16 protein-coding genes and 1 riboswitch are annotated in these 20,870 nt (G+C 32.4%); of the genes, 11 read left to right on the top strand and 5 right to left on the bottom strand.

Annotation, left to right across the window (positions count from 1 at the left end; all coding sequences use genetic code 11):
• Nucleotides 1-158 precede the first annotated feature (158 nt).
• The 3 genes from P8V03_RS05350 (at nucleotide 159) to mnmA (ending at nucleotide 3,716) form a co-directional block, all read left to right on the top strand.
• Nucleotides 159-1,370, top strand: a complete 1,212-nt coding sequence (locus P8V03_RS05350; protein ID WP_318797075.1) for an MDR family MFS transporter — start codon at nucleotides 159-161, stop codon at nucleotides 1,368-1,370.
• 100 nt (nucleotides 1,371-1,470) lie between these two features.
• The gene (gene nifS / locus P8V03_RS05345; RefSeq protein WP_318797074.1) at nucleotides 1,471-2,601 is read left to right on the top strand and encodes a cysteine desulfurase NifS; all 1,131 of its coding nucleotides are present in this window, start codon (nucleotides 1,471-1,473) and stop codon (nucleotides 2,599-2,601) included.
• Nucleotides 2,602-2,639: 38 nt separating this feature from the next.
• On the top strand, nucleotides 2,640-3,716 hold the full coding sequence (gene mnmA / locus P8V03_RS05340; RefSeq protein WP_318797072.1) for a tRNA 2-thiouridine(34) synthase MnmA: 1,077 nt from the start codon (nucleotides 2,640-2,642) through the stop codon (nucleotides 3,714-3,716).
• A gap of 116 nt (nucleotides 3,717-3,832) precedes the next feature.
• Here the strand turns inward: mnmA and P8V03_RS05335 are convergent, their stop codons facing one another.
• The gene (locus P8V03_RS05335; RefSeq protein WP_318797070.1) at nucleotides 3,833-5,044 is read right to left on the bottom strand and encodes an MFS transporter; all 1,212 of its coding nucleotides are present in this window, start codon (nucleotides 5,042-5,044) and stop codon (nucleotides 3,833-3,835) included.
• 540 nt (nucleotides 5,045-5,584) lie between these two features.
• Between P8V03_RS05335 and P8V03_RS05330 the strand changes: the two genes are divergently transcribed.
• From P8V03_RS05330 to P8V03_RS05320, 3 genes are all read left to right on the top strand, one after another.
• Nucleotides 5,585-6,733 (top strand): double-cubane-cluster-containing anaerobic reductase, encoded by a 1,149-nt coding sequence (locus P8V03_RS05330; RefSeq protein ID WP_261672089.1) that lies wholly within the window; start codon nucleotides 5,585-5,587, stop codon nucleotides 6,731-6,733.
• 118 nt (nucleotides 6,734-6,851) lie between these two features.
• Entirely contained in the window at nucleotides 6,852-7,544 is a 693-nt protein-coding gene (locus tag P8V03_RS05325) for a corrinoid protein (protein WP_261672090.1), read from the top strand.
• 4 nt (nucleotides 7,545-7,548) lie between these two features.
• Nucleotides 7,549-8,625, top strand: coding sequence for a uroporphyrinogen decarboxylase family protein (locus tag P8V03_RS05320; RefSeq protein ID WP_318797067.1), 1,077 nt, complete (start codon nucleotides 7,549-7,551; stop codon nucleotides 8,623-8,625).
• Between the two features lie 160 nt (nucleotides 8,626-8,785).
• Here the strand turns inward: P8V03_RS05320 and P8V03_RS05315 are convergent, their stop codons facing one another.
• Nucleotides 8,786-9,676, bottom strand: coding sequence for a cation diffusion facilitator family transporter (locus P8V03_RS05315; RefSeq protein WP_261672092.1), 891 nt, complete (start codon nucleotides 9,674-9,676; stop codon nucleotides 8,786-8,788).
• Nucleotides 9,677-9,921: 245 nt separating this feature from the next.
• On the opposite strand from P8V03_RS05315, the gene P8V03_RS05310 reads away from it, so the two are divergent.
• Nucleotides 9,922-10,779, top strand: coding sequence for a YitT family protein (locus P8V03_RS05310; protein WP_261672093.1), 858 nt, complete (start codon nucleotides 9,922-9,924; stop codon nucleotides 10,777-10,779).
• A 148-nt stretch (nucleotides 10,780-10,927) separates the two neighbouring features.
• Here the strand turns inward: P8V03_RS05310 and crcB (P8V03_RS05305) are convergent, their stop codons facing one another.
• Both crcB (P8V03_RS05305) and crcB (P8V03_RS05300) read right to left on the bottom strand, forming a co-directional pair.
• A complete protein-coding gene (crcB, locus tag P8V03_RS05305) occupies nucleotides 10,928-11,305 on the bottom strand; it encodes a fluoride efflux transporter CrcB (RefSeq protein WP_261672094.1) in 378 nt (125 codons plus the stop codon).
• Between the two features lie 60 nt (nucleotides 11,306-11,365).
• On the bottom strand, nucleotides 11,366-11,788 hold the full coding sequence (crcB, locus tag P8V03_RS05300; RefSeq protein ID WP_318797063.1) for a fluoride efflux transporter CrcB: 423 nt from the start codon (nucleotides 11,786-11,788) through the stop codon (nucleotides 11,366-11,368).
• 61 nt (nucleotides 11,789-11,849) lie between these two features.
• Nucleotides 11,850-11,909: riboswitch (Fluoride riboswitch) on the bottom strand.
• A 608-nt stretch (nucleotides 11,910-12,517) separates the two neighbouring features.
• Here crcB (P8V03_RS05300) and recQ point away from each other — a divergent pair.
• Nucleotides 12,518-14,686, top strand: a complete 2,169-nt coding sequence (gene recQ, locus P8V03_RS05295) for a DNA helicase RecQ (RefSeq protein WP_318797061.1) — start codon at nucleotides 12,518-12,520, stop codon at nucleotides 14,684-14,686.
• Between the two features lie 102 nt (nucleotides 14,687-14,788).
• Here the strand turns inward: recQ and P8V03_RS05290 are convergent, their stop codons facing one another.
• Nucleotides 14,789-16,885: a methyl-accepting chemotaxis protein gene (locus P8V03_RS05290; RefSeq protein ID WP_318797059.1), complete on the bottom strand. Its 2,097-nt coding sequence runs from the start codon at nucleotides 16,883-16,885 to the stop codon at nucleotides 14,789-14,791.
• A gap of 224 nt (nucleotides 16,886-17,109) precedes the next feature.
• Between P8V03_RS05290 and P8V03_RS05285 the strand changes: the two genes are divergently transcribed.
• The 3 genes from P8V03_RS05285 (at nucleotide 17,110) to P8V03_RS05275 (ending at nucleotide 20,702) form a co-directional block, all read left to right on the top strand.
• Nucleotides 17,110-18,444, top strand: a complete 1,335-nt coding sequence (locus tag P8V03_RS05285) for an MATE family efflux transporter (RefSeq protein WP_318797057.1) — start codon at nucleotides 17,110-17,112, stop codon at nucleotides 18,442-18,444.
• A 320-nt stretch (nucleotides 18,445-18,764) separates the two neighbouring features.
• Nucleotides 18,765-19,574, top strand: coding sequence for a DUF166 domain-containing protein (locus P8V03_RS05280; RefSeq protein WP_318797055.1), 810 nt, complete (start codon nucleotides 18,765-18,767; stop codon nucleotides 19,572-19,574).
• A gap of 438 nt (nucleotides 19,575-20,012) precedes the next feature.
• A complete protein-coding gene (locus P8V03_RS05275; protein WP_318797053.1) occupies nucleotides 20,013-20,702 on the top strand; it encodes a DUF3786 domain-containing protein in 690 nt (229 codons plus the stop codon).
• Nucleotides 20,703-20,870 lie beyond the last annotated feature (168 nt).

The raw sequence follows: 20,870 nt of genomic DNA, 5'->3' as shown, positions 1-20,870 counted from the left end.
AATATCTGGTTTCTCATTACTGATGAGGCCAGGTATTTTTATATTTTGTAGAATAGGAAAAGGTTGACACCAAAAGATGAAATTATGTGGTAAGATTTTGTAAACTACTTTATAATTGTTATTATCCCAGTAATCGATTAGTAAGGAGTAAAGAAGTTATGTTGAAAATATTTAGTGTTTATAAAGGATTGCCACGGAGTGTATACATATTGTTTTTGGTACAGGTAGTGAATAGATTTGGTGATTTTGTACTGCCATTTATGACGCTGTTGCTGATAAAAAAGCTAGGTATATCTTTTCAAACTGCTGGTATGGTTATTATGATTGGATCCATGCTTGGAATACCTGGAGCTATAGTAGGTGGAAAATTAGCTGACCAAATAGGTAGAAAAAAGACTTATATCATTACTCAGACAACAGTAGCTTTAGCACTAATACCCTGTGCCTTTGTGAAAAATTCTTATGTTATCGTTACTTTTCTTTTAGTTTCAACTTTCTTTAATGAAGCAGTTAGACCCTCTTTAAGTGCAATAATTGCAGATCTGCTGCCAGCAGATAGGAGACAGGCTGGCTATTCTCTTCAGTATTTAGGTATAAATTTAGGAGCATCTATTGGTCCTATGGTGGCTGGATTCCTATTCAATAACTATCTTCCTATGCTATTTATAGGTGATGCGTTAACTTCTTTTCTTGCAGTAGCCCTAGTTGCTATTTTTATAAGTGAGAGTAAGCCATCTAATATGGTAGAAGCAACAGCTTCCAAGGAAAAGGCTGAGGAAGGTAGTGTTTTTCAAGTTCTTTTTAGACGTAAACAGATTTTAATATTCCTTATAATTTATATTCTATATAGTATGGTCTATACACAGCATAGATTTTCTCTGCCTTTAATGTTGGATGAGGTATTTACAGGGACTGGAGCAGAAAAATTTGGATTACTTATGAGTATAAATGCCTTTACAGTTATATCTCTAACGGTAATCATTACAAGTTTCACGAGAAAACTTCAGCCTTTATGTAACATAATAATGGCAGGAATACTTTATGCTATTGGATTTGGTATGATTGGAATAGTGAATTCTCTACCTCTTTTTATAGTATCAACAATTTTTTGGACCATTGGAGAAATATTAACTGCCACAAATTTTGGAGTATACTTAGCAAATAACAGTCCGGTAAATTATAGAGCAAGATTTAATGCTGTAGGGAGTTTGAGCTGGGCCTCTGGAGCTGCTCTTGGCACCTCTCTTATAGGGAAATATATAGATATGGCAGGAATATCTGCCGTTTGGCCACTAACTTTTATGCTGGCGTCTATTGCTGCCTTTTTTATGATACTATTACACATACATAGTACAAAAAATAAAGCTTAAATCTGTTGACAAAAAATCCTTGAAAAAATAGAATAGTAATGTCGTAGTAAATTACTCTGAATTAATTGAAAGTTTATATAGAATTTGAGGAGAGATAAGAATGGAAAGAGAAGTTTATATGGATTATGCTGCTACAACTTATATAAAGCCAGAAGTTATAAAAGAGATGAATCCATATCTTACAGAGTATTTTGGAAATCCGTCATCGATTTACCATATTTCAAGAAAAACCAAGGGAGCAATAGATGCTGCTAGACAGAGAATCGCAACTGCAATAAAGGCTAGAAGAGATGAAATATTCTTTACCTCTGGAGGGTCAGAAGCAGATAACTGGGCAATTAAAGGAGTGGTCTTTGCGAATAAGGACAGAGGAAATCATATAATAACCACAAAAATTGAGCACCATGCAGTGCTTCATACCTGTGAATATTTAGAGGAGTTAGGTTTTGAAATAACCTATTTACCAGTTGATGAGTTTGGATTTGTAAAAATTGAAGACTTAAAAAAGGCTATAACAGATAAAACAATATTAGTATCTATAATGTTTGCTAATAATGAAATAGGTACTATTCAATCTATAATGGAAATTGGAGAACTTTGCAGAGAAAAGAGAGTAATTTTTCACACTGATGCAGTTCAGGCAGTAGGAAATGTTCCTATTGATGTTACTGCTATGAATATAGACTTACTTTCTATGGCTTCCCATAAATTTTATGGTCCTAAAGGAATGGGTGCCCTTTATATAAAAAAGGGGATTAAAATACACAATTTAATTCATGGAGGAGCGCAGGAAAGAGCCAGAAGAGCCGGTACAGAAAACATAGCTGGTATTGTAGGTATGGGAAAAGCCGTGGAGCTAGCTACGGAAAATATGGAAAATGAGTCTAAAAGATTAACAATTTTAAGAGATAAGTTAATACAAGGACTATTAAAAATCCCAGGCACTAGATTAAATGGTCCTTCAGGAGAAAAAAGACTACCAGGCAATGTAAATATAAGCTTTGAAGGAGCTGCAGGAGATATATTGCTTATGAGACTAGACAGCATGGGAATATGTGCTTCTAGCGGAAGTGCTTGTTCTGCTGGTGCCTTAGAGCCTTCTCATGTCTTGATTGCTTTAGGTTTACCTGAGGAGAGAGCAAAAAACTCCTTAAGACTTACTATAGGATCTGGAACTACAGAGGAAGAAATAGACTATGTTTTAAAAGTTATTACTGAGATGGCAATGTAAAAATGTAAAGGGGAGTGCCCCAGGGAAAGGTGATAAAGTTGAAGAAAAAAGTTGTTGTAGGTATGAGTGGCGGAGTGGATAGTTCTGTTGCTGCCTATCTTTTAAAGGAACAAGGTTATGATGTTATAGGTGTAACTATGCAGGTATGGCAGGAAGATGAAGAGTATGAGGCAAATGAAGGTGGATGCTGCTCCTTAAGTGCTGTGGAAGATGCAAGAATGGTAGCCTATAAACTAGATATTCCTTTTTATGTTATGAATTTTAAGGATATATTCAAGAAAAATGTTATAGATTATTTTATTGATGAGTACATGGAAGGAAGAACTCCTAACCCTTGTGTAGCTTGTAATAAATATATTAAATTTGATGCTTTACTAAAAAAAGCTATGGATTTAGGAGCAGATTATGTAGCTACTGGCCATTATGCCACTATAGAAAAAGATGGTGACAGATACTTGCTTAGAAAATCTGAAGATGATAGGAAGGATCAGACCTATGCTTTATATAATTTAACCCAGCATCAGTTAGCACATACTTTAATGCCTTGTGGCGAATATAAAAAGGATAGGATAAGAGAAATTGCCAAGGAAATAGGGCTTATTGTTCACAATAAAAAGGATAGTGAAGAAATTTGCTTTATTCCAGATAATGATCATGGTTCATATATAAAAAAGCAGGCACCAAATAAGGTAAGAGAAGGTTACTTTGTAGATAAGCACGGGAATCTTTTAGGAAAACATAAAGGTATAGTTTATTACACTATAGGTCAAAGAAAAGGTTTAGGAATAGCACTTGGGAAACCAGTTTTTGTAACAGATATTACCCCACTAACTAATACCGTTGTCCTTGGAAGTGAAGAAGATATATTTAAGACAAAGCTAGTTGCTAAGGATATAAATTTTATTCCCTTTGACAGCTTGGAAAGCACTATGGAAGTAGAAGCCAAGATTAGATATTCAGCTAAGCCTGCAAAGGCATGGATAAGCCCTATTGGAGAAGGAAAGATAAAGGTTGTATTTGAAGATAAGCAGCGTGCTATAACAAAGGGACAGTCTGTAGTTTTTTATAACAAAGACTTACTTATAGGCGGCGGAATTATAGACGAAATACTTTAGAAAAATAGCCTCTAATGTTGACTGAAATTTAAATTCTTTTAAATTCATCAACATCAGAGGCTTTAGTTATGTCTTTAATTATACTAAAGGTGACTTTCCACCATATCACTTACTACTTAAATACTTCTAAATTTAGTAGTTAAAACATAAACATTTAGCACAGATAACAAACTAGCTATAATTGCCATAATTATGAATGAAAAATTCAGAGAAAAACAATCTCCTAGTTTGCCTATAAGTGGAAATAACAATATCATAAAAAAACTAAAAACCATACTTTGGAAAGACAAGATAGTAGCCCTGTTTTTACTAGGAATTAATTTATTTATATAATCACTTATAATTACATAAGCAATAGAATCTGCTATGCAAATTATTGCATAGAAAACTTGAGCTCCGCTAGTTATTACAATTCCCCAAATGGATAGAGCAATTATTATAGGTATAGAAATCATAATTCCCTTTTCCTTTAATAATTCTTTTAATTTATAAACTTTTGTAGCCATAAATCCAGCTAATAGGGAAGATATTGATAAGTAGATTCCTATTGTAAACTCAGAATTGCCCTGTGTCTTCCAAAAGTTTTGTAAATAGTAAAACATACTGGTTGCAAGTATAGAGACTATATTGATAAGGATAATCAAAAAACCGACCTTTTTATTACCTTTAATTATATTTATACTATCAATAATTTGACTTAATAATAAGTTTGTTTTTTTAACAGTCTCATACTTTACAACTCTTACAGACTTCAGAGTATCGGCAGGTTCTACAAAAGTAAAAGATTGAATAAAGGTTATTCCAGCTATTATAGCACTTACTAAAAAAGCTAGATAATAGTCTTTAGATCCTAAATATCCTCCTAATACTAAGGCTGCCACACTACCTATCTGCATAAACATTTCATTTTTACCATTAATTTTTACGTACTCTTCTTCTCTACCTAATACTTTTAAAGAATCGTAAAGCAAAGCATCTCCTGCTCCTGATTCTAAGTTATAGGATATAGCCAAAATTGTAAAAGATAGGGCAAACATATAAAAGTCGTTGGAAAAGATTAGTAATAGCATACTTATCATAGCTAGTAATCTTCCTAATATCCTACTAACCCTTCTTCCCCATAAATCAGCAATTACTCCTGTTGGCACCTCCATAGAAAAAGAAACTAGGTGGAAGATTCCTTCCAGGATTCCTAATTTAGTCAAATCCATTCCTTTAGTAGCAAAGTATATCATCCATATACCCTGAGTTAAATCTAATCTACTTAAAAAAATAAAAATGTAATTTTTAATTATGTTAAATTCTAGTTTATTATTATTTATTTTCATGAAATTTTGCTCCTTTATCTTAATATATAAAGCATTTCTTACCCACCCAACCAAAAATGCGCACAAAAAAGCCTAAACAGAGATATACTTCTGCTTAGGCCTACACTAACATTTTGTTATGTTTTATTCTAAGTTTGAAGGATTATATCGTCAGTTGATTCACGACATATTCAATTTTGGACGCACTTTTCCCTTGGTATCCAAAATTGAATGTTATATTGCACACTACATTCAAATAATCTCGAATGTAGGAATCAACTGCTATACTCATAGCTCTCCTCCTTAAAATTCTTATTTTTGATTATAGCATAAAATAAGGAAACAAGCTAACTGAAATTTTGGTTTTCATATCGAAAGAAAATAATTAGATACATAATTTGTTTTCCTTATAGACGGCTAATGAACTATAAATAAGATAAATAAAGTCTTAAACAAATTTGTGATAGAATTTATTTAGTATAAAAAGGTGGAAAATAACAATTTTATTTATAAAAGGATTCCATCAATATAGTTAAAAATTAGATAAGGGATGTGCTATTAATGAATAATTTACCTGAAGTATTTGAAGATTTTAGTGAGGCAAGAAAACAAGGGTTTATAACTATTAAAAATCTAAAAGATGGAGGCAAAAAGGTTGTAGGTACTTTTTGTACTTTTACCCCTTGGGAAGTTATACATGCAGCAGGGGCAGTGCCGGTATCACTATGTGCTAAAAGTGATGAAACTATAGCAGATGCAGAAAAGCATCTCCCAAGAAATCTATGCCCGCTTATAAAGTCAAGTTATGGCTTTGCCATTACAGATAAGTGTCCATACTTTTACTTTTCAGATTTAATTGTGGGAGAGACAACCTGTGATGGAAAGAAAAAAATGTACGAGTATTTAGGAGAAATAAAAGAGGTACATGTTATGCAGTTGCCTCAGACTTATAAAGGGGAAGATGCTTACAGACTATGGAGAAATGAAATAATAAGATTGAAAGAAAAACTACAGAAAGAATTCGGCGTTGATGTAACAAAGGAAGAGCTATCACAATCTATAAAACTTCGTAATAGAGAAAGAATTGCATTAAAAGAGTTTTATGAATTAGGGAAGATGTGTCCTCCACCAATTACAGGATTAGAAATGCTGAAAGTGTTAAATGGTGCTTCTTTTAAATGGGATAAGGATGAGGAGATAAGAGAACTGAAGGATCTGATAAACAGGTCAAAAAGTGAATACCAGGAAGGGCAAAGAAAGGTTTCACCAGATGCCAAAAGAATATTAATCACAGGATGTCCAATGGGAGAAGCTACAGAGAAAATAATAAAAGCCATAGAGGAAAATGGAGGAGCAGTAGTTTGCTATGAAAACTGCACAGGAATTAAAGAAATAAGCAAACTGGTAGATGAAACTATAGACCCTATAGATGCTCTTACAGAAAAATATTTAAATATAGGCTGTTCTTGTATGAGTCCAAATGATAACAGAGTAAACCTTTTATCTGAGTTGATAGATGACTATAAGGTGGATGGAGTTATAGATGTAATCCTTCAAGCTTGCCATACTTATAGTGTAGAGGCCTTTAATATTAAAAGATTTGTAAATGATAAGAAGAAAACCGCTTATATGAGTATAGAAACAGATTATTCTCAAACAGATATAGGACAGATAAATACGAGAATAGCTGCCTTTATTGAAATGCTTTAGAAGAAGTATAAGTTTTATAGGAACATAGAGTAGAAGGGTATTTTAATACAAAATGATAAATTTTTCGTAAAGATAGTGTAAATAGTCTTATTAAATTAAATAGAAAGGGAGATAAATCATGATTGAATTAAAAGAAAAGCTTTTTAAAGAACTTTCAGATTCAGTAGTTGAAATGGAGGAAGAGAAAACTGTTGAAATCTCTAAAATGTGTATTGAAAACAAAATTAGTGCTTATGAGGCAATTGATAAGGGTTTAGGTGATGGAATGAATAGAGCTGGAAAGCTTTATGAAGAGGAGGAATATTATATCCCAGAACTTTTAATGTGTTCTGATGCTATGTATTCTGGAATCAATATTTTAAAACCTCATTTAGAGAAAAAAGATGGGGAAAACAAGCACAAGGTAGTAATTGGCGTTGTACAAGGGGATACTCATGATATAGGAAAAAACTTAGTGAAGATAATGATGGAAACAGAGGGATTTGAAGTAATAGATCTTGGAAGAGATGTACCTCCAAGGGATTTTGTAGATAAAGCAAAGGAAGTTAATGCAAGCATAATTGGTCTGTCTACTCTTATGACCACTACAATGGAAGGTATGGCAGAAGTTGTTAGAATATTGAAAGAAGAGAATTTAAAGGATAAAATAAAGGTTATGATAGGAGGAGGACCAATATCTCAAAGCTTCGCTGATAAGATAGGGGCAGATGCTTATACTGTTGATGCCTCAAAGGCAGCTAAATACGCAAAAATATTGGTAGGAGAAAATGATAATAATGAAGAAAATGCTAATTTAGCTCAGGAGGCGTAGAATAATGAAAGATCAAATGACTCCAATAGAAAGGGCGATTGCTTTAAGCAAAGGTCAAAATGTAGACAGGTTACCTTGTAATCCTAACATAGCTAATGGAGTAGCTCGTATTCACGGGTGTAAGATTTCAGAGTTTAATACCAATGGCAAAACTATTGCAGAAGCTCAAATATCTGCATATAAAAGATATGGAATGGATGGAGTTAGGGTCTTTACTGATTTATACGCTTGGGCGGAGGCTATGGGAGCAGAGCTGGTATTGCCAGAAGATAACACAGCAGATTTGCTTAAGCCTGCATTAAGCAGTATTAAAGATATAGATAAATTAAAAGTAGTGGATCCTTATAAGGATGGAAGATTGCCTGTATATATAGATGCTATGAAATTTTTAAAAGATAGGATAGGCCATGAAGTTGCTTGCTCTGCAGGTGTAGTGGGACCCTTTTCCAATGCTTTTTTTCTTATTGGAATAGAGGAGATGACAAAGCTATTTTTTAAAGATCCAGAGGCAGTACACAAACTTTGTGAAATTTCTCTTCAAAGCTGTATTGAATATGTTAAGGTAATTATAGACCTTGGGCTAGGAATAACTATCTCAGAACCGCTAGGGTCTTGTACTATAATAAGTCCTAAGCATTTCCGAATTTTTTGTCTACCCTATTTAAGGAGATTAGTAGAATTTATAAATTCAAAGGGTAAAACTGCAGTTCTTCACATATGCGGAAAAACAGAAAAGATATGGACAGATATAGGCGATATGGCTTCTGTAGGTGTTGCAGGTTTTAGTATGGACAACGTAGTTAGTCTTAAGGATTGTAAGAGGACAATAGGAAACAAGGTGAGGATTATAGGCAATGTAGATCCTTCAAATGTTATGTATGCTGGCACTTCTAAAGAAATAAGAAGAGCTGTAGCTAACTGTGTACTAGAAGGATATGATAGTCCCAAAGGCTATACACTAATGTCTGGCTGCAGCCTTCCGGTAGAAACACCACTGGAAAATATACAAGCTATGATGGATGCTGCAAGAGAAATAGGATATCCTGTAGACCCTGAAAAACTTCAAAAAATGCTTTTGTAAAATTAGTATAAACAATTACGAACATAGAAAAAGGGAAAAATAGTATAATAGTTTTAGGCTGGTTATAGTCTATGATCAAAGATTGATTGTAGATTATAATCAGCCTAAATTTTTTGGTTTTATTCTTTAGCTCTTAAGAGGGTAATAGTATAAAAGATTTTTATATATTCCTATAGGTAATTTTATTTGAGGAGGGAATCTTCTGAACTGGCTCTGGATGTATAAGGATATAAGAATTAGGAAAAATGGTTCTTATATCTTCCTCAATTTTAGAGCATAAATTGTGAGCTTCAACAAAGGAAAGCTCCTCATTAATTGATAAGTGAATATCAACTTCCTTCTTAGGACCGCAGTTTCTTGTTCTAAGTCTGTGGTATCCTCTGATTTCATCATGACTTTTTATGACCTTTACAATTTTTTTTATGTCTTCATCAGGAAGTTTGCTGTCAACCAAATCTTTTATGGACCTTTTAGTCAGATTTATAGAAGTTTTAACTATTAGTAAAGCTACAATTATAGCAGTTATAGGATCTATAATAGTTAAGTTTGTAACTTTCACAATTAAAAGTCCTAAAAAGACTCCAGCAGCTGTAATTACATCTGTTAGAAGATGCATTGCGTCAGCCTCTAAGGCTATAGAGTTTTCTCTTTTGGAAATTTTAAATAACGCTGCAGAAATTACTAGATTTACAACTGCTGAAATAAACATAACTATTAGCCCTGCAGCAAAAGTTTCTATAGTTGAACCGTAAATAATTTTTTTTATTGCTTCGAAAATGATAAAAGCTGCTGCTAGAAAGATTAACATTGCTTCAACAAAGCCAGAAAGGTTTTCGTATTTACCATGGCCAAAGGGATGTTCATCGTCTGCTGCCTTTGAAGCTTTTTTTATAGAAAAAAACGCTATAAAACTTGCCAGTAAATCCATAGAAGAATGTATAGCCTCAGAAATAACACTAATTGATCCTATTAGTAATCCTGCTGTTAGCTTAAGAATTATAAGAAAAGAGTTGGATACTATAGATAAAAAAGCAGCACTTTGTTTATTCATAAAGAGGGCCTCCTAAATATTAATACATCGCATTAATTTACTTTCTATTTATTATATGTTCAGTTGATAAAAGGGATACAGATAGATAGATGAGAAGCATTCATAATATCAGCAATTCTAACAGAATAGCAATAGAAAATCATTCTCAATTGACAATGTGCTGAAATTATAGTATAATTAATGTATAAAAAGCTTATAAAATTTGAAGAAAGTAATATTCATGAGATTAAAAAAGGGGGAATTTGATGAGAAAAAAGTATCATAAGTTTTTTAACATAGCAAACAGAGTATTTTTCATGATATTAGGGTCAATTCTAGTATCAATTGGACTTGAAGTCTTCTTAATACCCAACAACGTTATAGACGGTGGAGTGGTGGGTATTTCAATTATGGCAAGTCATTTAACTAAAATTCCTTTAGGTGTATTTACCTTTATATTAAATATTCCATTCTTTATTATAGGATATAAACACATAGGAAAAACTTTTACTTTATCAACATTATTTTCTGTTGTATGCCTATCTATTGGCGTATCTTTCTTTCATCCCATTCCGGGGATAACACATGACGTCTTCTTAGCATCAATTTTTGGTGGAATTATATTAGGAGTTGGTGTTGGACTAATAATCCGAAATGGTGGTTCTTTAGACGGCACGGAGATTGTGGCTATAATATTAGATAAAAGATCAAGCTTTTCTATTGGCGAGATTGTAATGTTTTTTAACATATTCATTTTAGGTTCCTCAGGGCTGATTTTTGGTTGGGACAGGGCTATGTATTCACTCATCGCTTACTTTATAGCCTTTAAAGTCATTGATATTACTGTAGAGGGATTAGACGAATCAAAGGCAGTAATTATTATATCAGATCAACATGAAAAAATAGCAGAGGCGATAGTAGCAAGGTTAGGTAGAGGAGTAACATTACTTAATGGAAAAGGTGCCTATAAGGGTCTTCGCACAAATGTAATATATGCTGTTGTATCTAGACTTGAAATTTCTAAGTTAAAGTCTATTATTAATGGCTTTGATGACAATGCTCTAATTACTGTGTCCAGTGTTGAAGCATCAGGAAAGAGATATAAAAAGAAAGCAATACATTAAAAGTATATAGTATGATAGAAAGTAATTGTATGTCCAGTAGAGGTAAAGTGGTTAAAAGTCACCCTTATGGGAAGAAAGTCCTCTTCTGGACAATTGCTTTCTATAACATTATCAGTAATAATGAATAATTGTGGATTAATGAATATGGTCATAAGATAAGATTATACAACTTTAGAAACAATCCTAACTTTTCACCTATAGCATATCCAATTATACCTAACACCACTGAGCATAATATATAAGCAAAGGCATTTAGTTTAGACTTTCCTTGAAAAAGATTAAAACCTTCATACATAAAAGTAGAAAAGGTGGTGTATGCTCCTAGGAATCCATCACCTAAAGTTATATATAGATTTTTACTAGAGCCTATACTGGTTACTATACCAAGCAAAATAGCTCCGGTAATGTTTATGATAAAAGTTCCAAAGGGGAAAGAGGAGTTCAACTTCTTGGAAATAAACTTTCCTAAGGAAAACCTAGTTATGCTACCGAAGATACCTCCAATACCTACTAACAAAAATTCCATTATCTCTACCTCATCTCTTAAAGATATATAATAAGAAATTTACATTTCTATAAGTGCCTATTACAGGTTAGTTAAGTCATTTCTACCATGGCTTGGAAAAAGTTTAGGAATAAGCTCTCTAGCAACGGCAGCCCCAAGGTACGCTGATGCAAGGCCTAATACAACAGAGTTTGTAATGTATGACAAAGAAGAAAAATAGTAACCTTTGCTTAAAAGCTCCACAGCCTCTTTACACATAGTAGAAAAGGTGGTATAAGCACCTAGTAATCCTGTACATATGCCTAGTCTTAGTGACTCATCTATTTTTATAATTTCTAAAGCAGTTACAGTTATTAAAGCTAGAAGAAAACTACCTGTTATATTGATGAATAGTGTATTAATTGGAATGAATTCTTTATAACTATTAATTGGAGTGGTTTTAATCCAAAACCTTATAATGGCGCCTAGAAAGCCTCCTGCACCTATAAAAATATATTTCTTCATATTAGAAGTCTCCTTTTGATTACAAGTTAGTCAACAAAAAAAGCCCTACTCTAATGAAAACATTAAAGTAGGAGCCATTAGCTTTTCGCAGTTAAAGGTGAGCTCCATCACCTAGATTAATTATACTATGTTTTCTAGGAATTTCAAGGAAATTTCATAAGACCTTCTTATATTAGGGCACTGAGAAAGGTGTCTTTTTAATTTGTAAATTTATTATATTGAGTAAATGAAGAATAGTTATGTCACATAAGTGTTTATTAGTATATAAAATCTTAGAAAAATTAGAAAATATAGATTTCATTGTACTTTTACTCTAGTTAGTGGCAAAGTTAATGGAGCAAAAAATTATGTAAGTTTAGTGAATAATAGAAAGATATTAGCTTTAAGAGTTTGGTTAACCCAAGCTCTTTTTATTTTGCAAGAACAGATAAGGGAACGCTGTAAGTGATACTTTCTAAAGATTTATTTATAGTTTATACTTGTATTTGACGCCAAAAGTTCGTCAAAAAACAAATATAAATATTCAAGTATATAAACATAAAAGAAATGAATTAGTCTATATTTTTGTTATTTACAACAGTTTTTGAGATGTATAAATGATAAATTTGTTTTATACTAGAACTATTGTATTTTAACTAAAAAATTTTAGTTAGCAATAATACTTATGATTAATTAACAGAATAATTGTTTAGAATGAATATAGAAATGGATTTGGGAGGTAAAGCTTCAATGCTTGAAAATGCAAAAGGTCTGTTAAAACGATACTATGGATATGACAGCTTTAGAAAAGGGCAGGAGAAAGTTATAGAAAGTATATTATCAGGTAAGGATACCTTTGGAATAATGCCAACGGGGGCTGGTAAATCTATATGTTATCAGATACCAGCACTATTATTAAGCGGCATAACTATTGTAGTTTCTCCTTTAATTTCTTTGATGAAGGATCAAGTAGATTCTTTGAATAGTATAGGAATAAAGGCGGCTTTCATAAATAGTACTTTAGATCAAAATGAGGTGCAAGAAAGAATACTTATGGCAGTAAGCGGGTATACAAAATTATTGTACGTAGCACCGGAAAGATTGGAGTCAGATAGCTTCTGCCAATTATTGAGAACTATGCCTGTTTCTATGGTGGCAGTGGACGAGTCTCACTGTGTATCCCAGTGGGGACATGATTTTAGGACTAGTTACAGAGCCATTGCACCTTTAATTAGATCACTTTCCCCAAGACCTATTGTAGCAGCTTTTACAGCTACAGCTACAGAAGAGGTAAAAGGAGATGTAATAAGACTTTTAGAGTTAAAAAATCCTAATATATTTGCTACTGGCTTTGACAGGCAAAATCTATTTTTTTCTGTTATTAGAGGAGAAAATAAAAAAGACTACCTGCTTAAGTATATTGAGGATAATAAAAAAGATGTAGGAATAGTATATGCAGCAACAAGAAAAGAAGTGGACAGCATTCATGAACTTTTAAGTAATAAAGGATATGCTGTATCTAAATATCATGCTGGCTTAAGTGATGCTGTAAGAACAAAGGCACAGGAAGATTTTTTATATGATAATGTAAATATAATTGTAGCTACCAATGCCTTTGGTATGGGGATAGATAAGTCAAATGTAAGGTATGTAATACACTATAATATTACTAAAAATATGGAGGCATACTACCAAGAAGCTGGCCGTGCTGGTAGAGATGGAGAGCCCAGTGAGTGTGTGCTTTTATTTGGACCACAAGATACAATACTTCAAAAATTTTTAATTGAGCAAAGTATATTTTCTGAAGAAAGAAGAATTAATGAATATAGAAGACTTCAGGATATGGTTGATTATTGCCATACTACAAAATGTTTAAGAAAGTATATCCTAGACTACTTTGGAGATGAGTATACTGAGGAAGGCTGTGATAACTGTAGTAATTGCAAAGATGAGACAGAACTTACGGATATAACCATAGAAGCTCAGAAAATTTTCTCTTGTATAGCTAGAATGCAGCAAAGATTTGGTACAGTAATGGTTGCTCAAGTACTTAAGGCATCTAAGGATAAAAAAGTTTTAGAGTTAGGATTTGACAAGCTTTCAACCTATGGGATTATGAAAGAATATACCTTAAAGGAAGTTAAGGACTTAATAAATGTGCTCATTGCAGATAACTATTTATTCTTAACAGAAAGCCAATTTCCGGTAGTTAGATTAAAGGAAAAAGCTGTAGAAGTACTTAAAGGCAGAGAAAAGGTATTTCAAAGAATACAAAAAAGAAAAGTTAAGGCAGAGAAAGATAACTCTCTATTTGTTCTATTAAAAGAAGTAAGAAAGAGTATTTCTGAGAGAGAAATGATTCCTCCTTACATAATTTTTGCAGATAGTACTCTTCGTGAAATGAGTGAATACTATCCAATAGATGAAGAAGCTATGCTGAACATAAAAGGGGTAGGGGAAGCTAAGCTTAAAAAGTATGGAGAGGACTTTTTAAAGACTATTGTAGAATATACTGCAGACCACGGAATAAAAGGTATGAGTGGAAAAATACACATAGACAACTTAGAAAATAAATCAAAAAATGAAATAGACATTAGTAAAAATTCACTAAAGAAGAGTGATGTACCAAGTCATATTATAACCTTAAACATGTATAAGGAGGGTAAGAGTCTAAAACAAATATCAGAGGAAAGAGATATGAAATTTACTACAGTGGAAGACCACATAATGAGATGTGCCTTAGAAGGATTAGAAGTAGATTTAAACTCATTGATACCTGAAGGACATGAAAAACTTATAGTAGAGGCAATTGAGAAGGTAGGGGCGAAAAGGTTAAAAATAATAAAAGAAGCTCTTCCAGAAGAAGTTAGCTATACTTCTATAAAGGCGGTTATTTGTAAAGTTAAAGGTAATAATTAGTAGTATACTTACGCTTTAGATATAAAAATATTACTTCAAGGGTTGTTCTAATAATGAACTTTAGAACAACCCTTGAGTTTTTTGTCTTATAGACTTTTCTAATTATACAATAAACTTACTAACTAGATTTTTTAGTTCAATTGAGATATCTTTAAGTTTTGCTGAAGCATTAGATATTTGAGACATATTTGCTGATTGTTCTTGAACTGATGATGATATTTCTTCCGTGGTAGCTGCTGATTGTTCAGAAATAGAAGAGATCTCTTCTGTAGCTTTTATAACTTCAGCTTTTTTCTTATTCATACTACTAATTTCATTAGTTAGGTCATCTATAGAGCTGTTTATAATATCCACTGATTTTTTTATTTCATTAAAGGCTGATAAGCTTTCGTCGGAAATGGAATTTGTGTTACAAGCAAAGGTTTTTGTATTAAGGATTAAAGTTTTGGTGCCTTCTATCTCATGTCTAACTTCATCAATTATATTTTCAATTTCTCTGGTAGAGTTTGATGTCTCACTTGCTAGTTTTCTTATCTCTTCTGCTACAACAGCAAATCCAGAGCCTGCTTTACCTGCTCTTGCTGCCTCTATGGCTGCATTTAAAGATAACAAATTCACTTGTTCAGCAATTGATTTGATAGTGTCAATTATCTTTCTTATTCCTTCTGATTTGCTGTCCAGTGAGACTATTTTATTAGATACCATTTCAGATGCACTAGTGGTTTGGTTTATAGCTTCCTTTAGTCTATTCATTGCACTTAATCCATTTTCTGTAGTTGTTTCGGTATTTTTAGCATATTCCTTAACGTTATTTGAGCTAGTAACAACGGCATTTATACTTTCGGATAAATCATTAAGATTATCTGCACTTTCGCTTATATTTTTTGCAAGACTTGAAATTCCCTCTGCTAGGTCATTAGTACCTTTGGCAACACCTTCGATTGATTTAGTAGTCTCAGCAATAGTATTTGAAAGTTCATTGGAATTAGAATAGGCATTGTCCGACACTACTTTAATATTTGATATCAATTTGCTAAGAATATAATTAGTGTCAATAGTTGCCTTTGCCATGATTCCAGTTTCATCTCTAAGCTTCAGTAATGAATTATACTCTCCACTATTAGTTAAATTTAACTGGGATGTTTTTTCAATTAGTTTTGTTAGCTTATTTATAGGTTTTGTAATCATAGCACTAATAAATAATGCTATGAAAATACTTAGTACTACCATTACAGCAGATAACAATATTACATTCCTAGTGGAACTACTAATACTTGAAAAACACTCGGACTTAGTAACTGGCATATAAAGTCTAAAACCATTACTTAGTTTTGCGTAGATTATATATTTACTTACTCCATCAAAGGTTGATTGTGCAATTCCTATATTGTTTTTCTCCATATCATCAATGATAAATTTATGACTACCGTTATCCAAAGTTTTAAGGTTATCCTTTTCGGTTAACTTGGGATCAATTAAAAAATTATAATTTGAATCAAGTAAAGAGATATAGCCAGAATTATATATTTTTGTTTCTTTAATGCTGCCGAATAAGTCATCAAAAAGAATATCCATACCTAGTACTCCTATGGTTTTATCATCTTTATATATAGGTGATACATAGGAAATCATATATTTGTTGATGTTTTTATTAAGATAGGGATGTAGCCACACACCTTTACCAGCGTTTATAGGTTCATAATACCAACCTACATGCTCTCTATCAGACTTATCATATTGGGATATATCCGTTAGCTGCTGTTTATTAAGAGTACCTTTACCATCAGTATCTGCATACCATATACCCTTTTGATTCCCGAAGATATCAGGATTTAGAAAAAGATAGGTTCCCATGCTGCCCTTAGTATTTTTGGTAGCCTCTTTTATAATGTTTTCATTAAGATTAGTATAATTCTCCAGATAAAGAGTATCAGAGATCATTTTGTTAACATCCATAGTGGAGACTAGAGTGTTAGTAAGAAAGTTAACGGAGTTTTCCACATCTGAGAGAGTTTTATCATACTTATTTTTATTATTTTCCCCCATTAATATAAGCTTTTGTTTAATTTCTTCTCGTAGGGAGTTTGTGTTTTTGGTTTGTAGATAGCCACTAATTATAGTACATACTATGATAGATGTAATTGCAATGGCTAAAATTATTTTTGACTTTATTGAATGTATAAATGTAAGCTTATCCAATTTTATCCTCCCCTGATATATACCAAAAAGTATTCTTCTTTCATTTCGATACTATAATATTCAGTACTATGATTTTGGTGTAAATTAAATTTTACTGAAAGAGTTAAAGGTACTTAAGAAAATTTACTGTATAAAAATATATTAAAATCACTACTGAATTAATATATTTAAACAAGGATGTATTTTAACGGTTAGAATTCTAAAGTATAGAAGGCGGAGTAAGTATGATTAGTAAAAAAGCAATAAAAGAAGTTTTAGATATTTCTCTTCCAGCAGTAGGTGAAGCAACAGTATATACCTTAATGTCCATTTTCGATACCATGATGATTGGAAATTATGGTGGAAATAAAGCCTTAAGCATAGTAGGCTTAAGTACGGAGATATTATATGCCTGTGTTAATATCTTCATAGGGGCAGGGCTCTGTATTGGCATAGCTTCCTATGTGTCAAGGAGTATAGGAGCAAAAGATACAAAGGCCGCTGAGGAATATGCTTCTATAGGATTTTTGTCAGGAATTTGCCTAGCCATCACTATTTGTTATGTGCTATTCACATTTAGTGAGCAGATATTGTTTTTAGGTGGAGCTAGAGGAGGGATACTTGTCTTAGGCGATATTTTTATGAGAATTACTGTAATAGCAATATTTTTTAACATGATGATAAATGTGATTAGTTCTATATTAAGAAGTTACGGAAATACATATACACCTTTTAAGATATCTGTATTAGTGACTTTAATCAAGTTAAGTTTAGATTATATTCTGATTTTTGGAGTTATAACACCAGAATTAGGTATATTAGGTTCAGCTATAGCTTCTGTAATTTCACAATTTATTGGCTTTATTTTTATATTCTTATACTTAATCTTTAAGTCAAAAATTAAAGTTAGATTAAAGTATATACTATCAATGAAGATGGACAAGGTTAAGAAGTTATTTGGACTTTCTATACCTTCAATTATGGAAGATGGGGCCTTTAGCGTCAGCAGATTATTATGTACCTTTATTATAATGAGAGCAGGTACCGTAGCCTTTGCTGCTAATCAAATTGCCAATACTGTAGAGTCTATTTCTTTCATGCCTGGTATGGGATTTGGAGTTGCTGCAACAACCTTAGTAGGAATTAAAATTGGAGAAAAAAATTATAAGGAGGCAAAGGAATATACTTATGCCTGTGCCTTAGGGGCAGTGGCAATGATGTCTGTTTTTGCAGTTATATTTCTTCTAATGCCTAGCTTTTTGGTCAATTTATTTGTTGGAGAGGAAGAGATAAAACTAATATATATAGCATCCCTATGCTTATTTATTGGTGCTTTTGAACAACCAACTATAGCCCTTTCATCAGTATTTGCAGGAGCATTAAAGGGCTCAGGAGATACTAAAAATCCATTTTTTATATCCTTAGCTACCAGCTGGCTAATAAGACTGCCTCTAATATTTTATTTTATCTATATTTTAAAGCTTTCAATTATATATGTATGGTGGGTTACAGTAATTCAGTGGGGAATTGATGCTATACTTATGTTTATCTGTTTTGAAAGAAGAATAGAGAAAAAGTAACATGGTTTCCTAAATAGGTAGTTAAGATTGCTACCTATTTTATTTTTATTCAATAAATATCCCTTCTAATAATTCACTTTGGTTAAAGATTATATTTTATTGTATAAAAGCTTATTTAAAGTACAGAATCTTTTCTGGCCTGGTAATTATAGTAATGAATGGTAACAAGTGTTACAGAGTTTTTGAAATAGTTTTAGTATAATAGTTTTATAGGATTAAAGTGAAATAAGTATATATACTTACTTCTTGTTTGTATGACAATTGACTAATAAATAACTAGATGATAAATAGGAATTATATTAATTTATGGGGGCGAAAAAATGAAACTATTGATAATTTGTTCTGAAAAAAGTGATAGGTTACCAGAAAATGAGTTTTATATGAAGACTGATACTAGATTTGCAAATACAAAATTTGTACCACATTTAAAAAATGTTAAAGAAGTCTGTACTTTATGTGGTAAGGAATGTGTTTGGTGCAGAGGAAAGTATAATTTGAATTTTAAGGACAGCATTTCTCAAGTGGTGTATCTTCCGGATTTTTATCAACTTTTTGAAGATGATCCTTTAAAATACCTACCTGAAAAATTTGAGGAGCATGATTTAGCAGTAATTATTGGAGTTCATCAAGATATATTAGTAGAAATTCCCAGACTTGTAAAAGAGAGCGGTGGAAAAGCTATAATGGCTCCTTCTGAAAGTGGAGATTGGGTGTCAAAATGGACTAGAGAGTTAGTTATAGAAGAATGTAATAAATATGGACTAGAATATGCTTTTCCAAAACCCTTCTGTACTTTGAATTATGGTAAATTCCCTATAATTAATGAATTTATTGATGAGTTTAAACTAGGTAAACCCAAATTTAAACTTTTGGTAGATAAAGAAGACATAATTGTTGATGCAAAGGTTATAATTTCTGCACCCTGTGGTAATGGTTATAATATAGCAAAACACCTTATAGGAACTAGACTGGGGGAAGAAGCAAAGAAATCTGTAGCTAAGTTCTGGCACAGTTATCCCTGCCTTGGAGGTATGAAGGTAGACCCTGAGCTTGGAGATACTCCTCTGCATATAGGTGGGTACACACATTACAGTGCTTTAGAGAATGCGGAGATTATCAGAGTGGAATAAAGATTATGATGCAGCACAAAAACTTGAAGCACTGAACACCGGTGTGTTAAGTAGAGGTATACTACTTGAAAGCCCTCACTTTGGGAAGAAGGTCTAATGCTCCCTCAACTTCGAAAATGAACTCAAACTCAATGCTTTCTGAGAAAGCTGAGTTTAAGTTAATATTTTCGAAATCGCCAGCATAAGACCTTCTAACCCTTATTCGAAGCTTTCTACGCAGTATATCTCTACCTACGCACCTGTTTTTAGTGCAGCCAAAAGTTTTATTATACCCGTCATCACACATAAAATCTATGCGACAGCATAACTGCCCGTATACACAGACTGCCAAGTCTAATTTCTAAGCCCCTCTTTGTGTCGCATAAATTTACTTTTATGTTTCATAAATTTGTAATAAAATAGTATTACAGGGAAAATGTAATCTAAGGGGGAAGTTATATGAGTAATGAGGGAATAAAGGATGATAGACAGGGGAGAGTTCCTTTCGAGTACATTCAGAACATATTCGCAGAAACTGATCCAATAGACATATCTAATCAATCTACTATACCTTATGATAAAGAAAAAGGCTCTTTTACAATTAAAATGATGGGAAGAGAATATAGTGTTAAGCATCCATCAGGACAACTATATGATTTAGAAACATCAGAAGAAATAAAAGCATATACTATAAGAACCTTAGTTTTAAGGTATCTCGTAAACTCTAAGGCAGTGCCGCCTTTTAATAAGGATATTACTTATAAGGAAATCCCAGGAGGATTAGTTTATTATAAAAACTTTTATAACAGAACTATTTTAAAGCTTGCTCGCAGATTTGGAAATGATATAAAAAGAATGGAAGAAGGGGCGAAAGCAGTAGGTGGACAGTTACTTAAGATGGGAGACGGAGCCTGTAAGTTTGAATTTATTGACAACGTCTACATTACCTTTGTAGTTTGGCAAGGCGATGATGAGATGGAGGCTGCAGCTAACATACTTTTTGATAGAAATATAGAATACTATTTTAATGCTGAAGACCTTGCAGTGGTTGGAGATGTGGCAATTGAAATATTAAAAAGCAAAGGAAACATACCGGATTGGATAGGGCTGTATCAGAAAAAAACAGAAGATGGCTATGAAATAAATTAGGGTAGCAAAGGGACAGTAACATTAAATTCTTTATGAATTAATATTATAAGTAAACATGATAGATAAGTTGCTAATTATATAGAAAAGGAATATTCCAAACATAAATGTAGGCTGTATGATAAAATGGAGCTAAAATGTGTTTTGTTACAGTAATAAACATTTATGGAA

This window comes from Clostridium tanneri (assembly GCF_033659955.1).
Taxonomy (GTDB): domain Bacteria; phylum Bacillota; class Clostridia; order Clostridiales; family Clostridiaceae; genus Clostridium_AM; species Clostridium_AM tanneri.
The sequence above is the reverse complement of the archived record's forward strand: the minus strand, read 5'-3'. Positions and strand labels throughout refer to the sequence as shown.

What these genes read in the sequence shown, in the direction of transcription:
- P8V03_RS05350 (WP_318797075.1), top strand. Translation starts at nt 159, where the DNA reads ATGTTGAAAATATTTAGTGTTTATAAAGGATTGCCACGGAGTGTATAC.
- nifS (WP_318797074.1), top strand. Translation starts at nt 1,471, where the DNA reads ATGGAAAGAGAAGTTTATATGGATTATGCTGCTACAACTTATATAAAG.
- P8V03_RS05335 (WP_318797070.1), bottom strand. Translation starts at nt 5,044, where the DNA reads ATGAAAATAAATAATAATAAACTAGAATTTAACATAATTAAAAATTAC.
- P8V03_RS05330 (WP_261672089.1), top strand. Translation starts at nt 5,585, where the DNA reads ATGAATAATTTACCTGAAGTATTTGAAGATTTTAGTGAGGCAAGAAAA.
- P8V03_RS05325 (WP_261672090.1), top strand. Translation starts at nt 6,852, where the DNA reads ATGATTGAATTAAAAGAAAAGCTTTTTAAAGAACTTTCAGATTCAGTA.
- P8V03_RS05320 (WP_318797067.1), top strand. Translation starts at nt 7,549, where the DNA reads ATGAAAGATCAAATGACTCCAATAGAAAGGGCGATTGCTTTAAGCAAA.
- P8V03_RS05315 (WP_261672092.1), bottom strand. Translation starts at nt 9,676, where the DNA reads ATGAATAAACAAAGTGCTGCTTTTTTATCTATAGTATCCAACTCTTTT.
- P8V03_RS05310 (WP_261672093.1), top strand. Translation starts at nt 9,922, where the DNA reads ATGAGAAAAAAGTATCATAAGTTTTTTAACATAGCAAACAGAGTATTT.
- crcB (WP_261672094.1), bottom strand. Translation starts at nt 11,305, where the DNA reads ATGGAATTTTTGTTAGTAGGTATTGGAGGTATCTTCGGTAGCATAACT.
- crcB (WP_318797063.1), bottom strand. Translation starts at nt 11,788, where the DNA reads ATGAAGAAATATATTTTTATAGGTGCAGGAGGCTTTCTAGGCGCCATT.
- recQ (WP_318797061.1), top strand. Translation starts at nt 12,518, where the DNA reads ATGCTTGAAAATGCAAAAGGTCTGTTAAAACGATACTATGGATATGAC.
- P8V03_RS05285 (WP_318797057.1), top strand. Translation starts at nt 17,110, where the DNA reads ATGATTAGTAAAAAAGCAATAAAAGAAGTTTTAGATATTTCTCTTCCA.
- P8V03_RS05280 (WP_318797055.1), top strand. Translation starts at nt 18,765, where the DNA reads ATGAAACTATTGATAATTTGTTCTGAAAAAAGTGATAGGTTACCAGAA.
- P8V03_RS05275 (WP_318797053.1), top strand. Translation starts at nt 20,013, where the DNA reads ATGAGTAATGAGGGAATAAAGGATGATAGACAGGGGAGAGTTCCTTTC.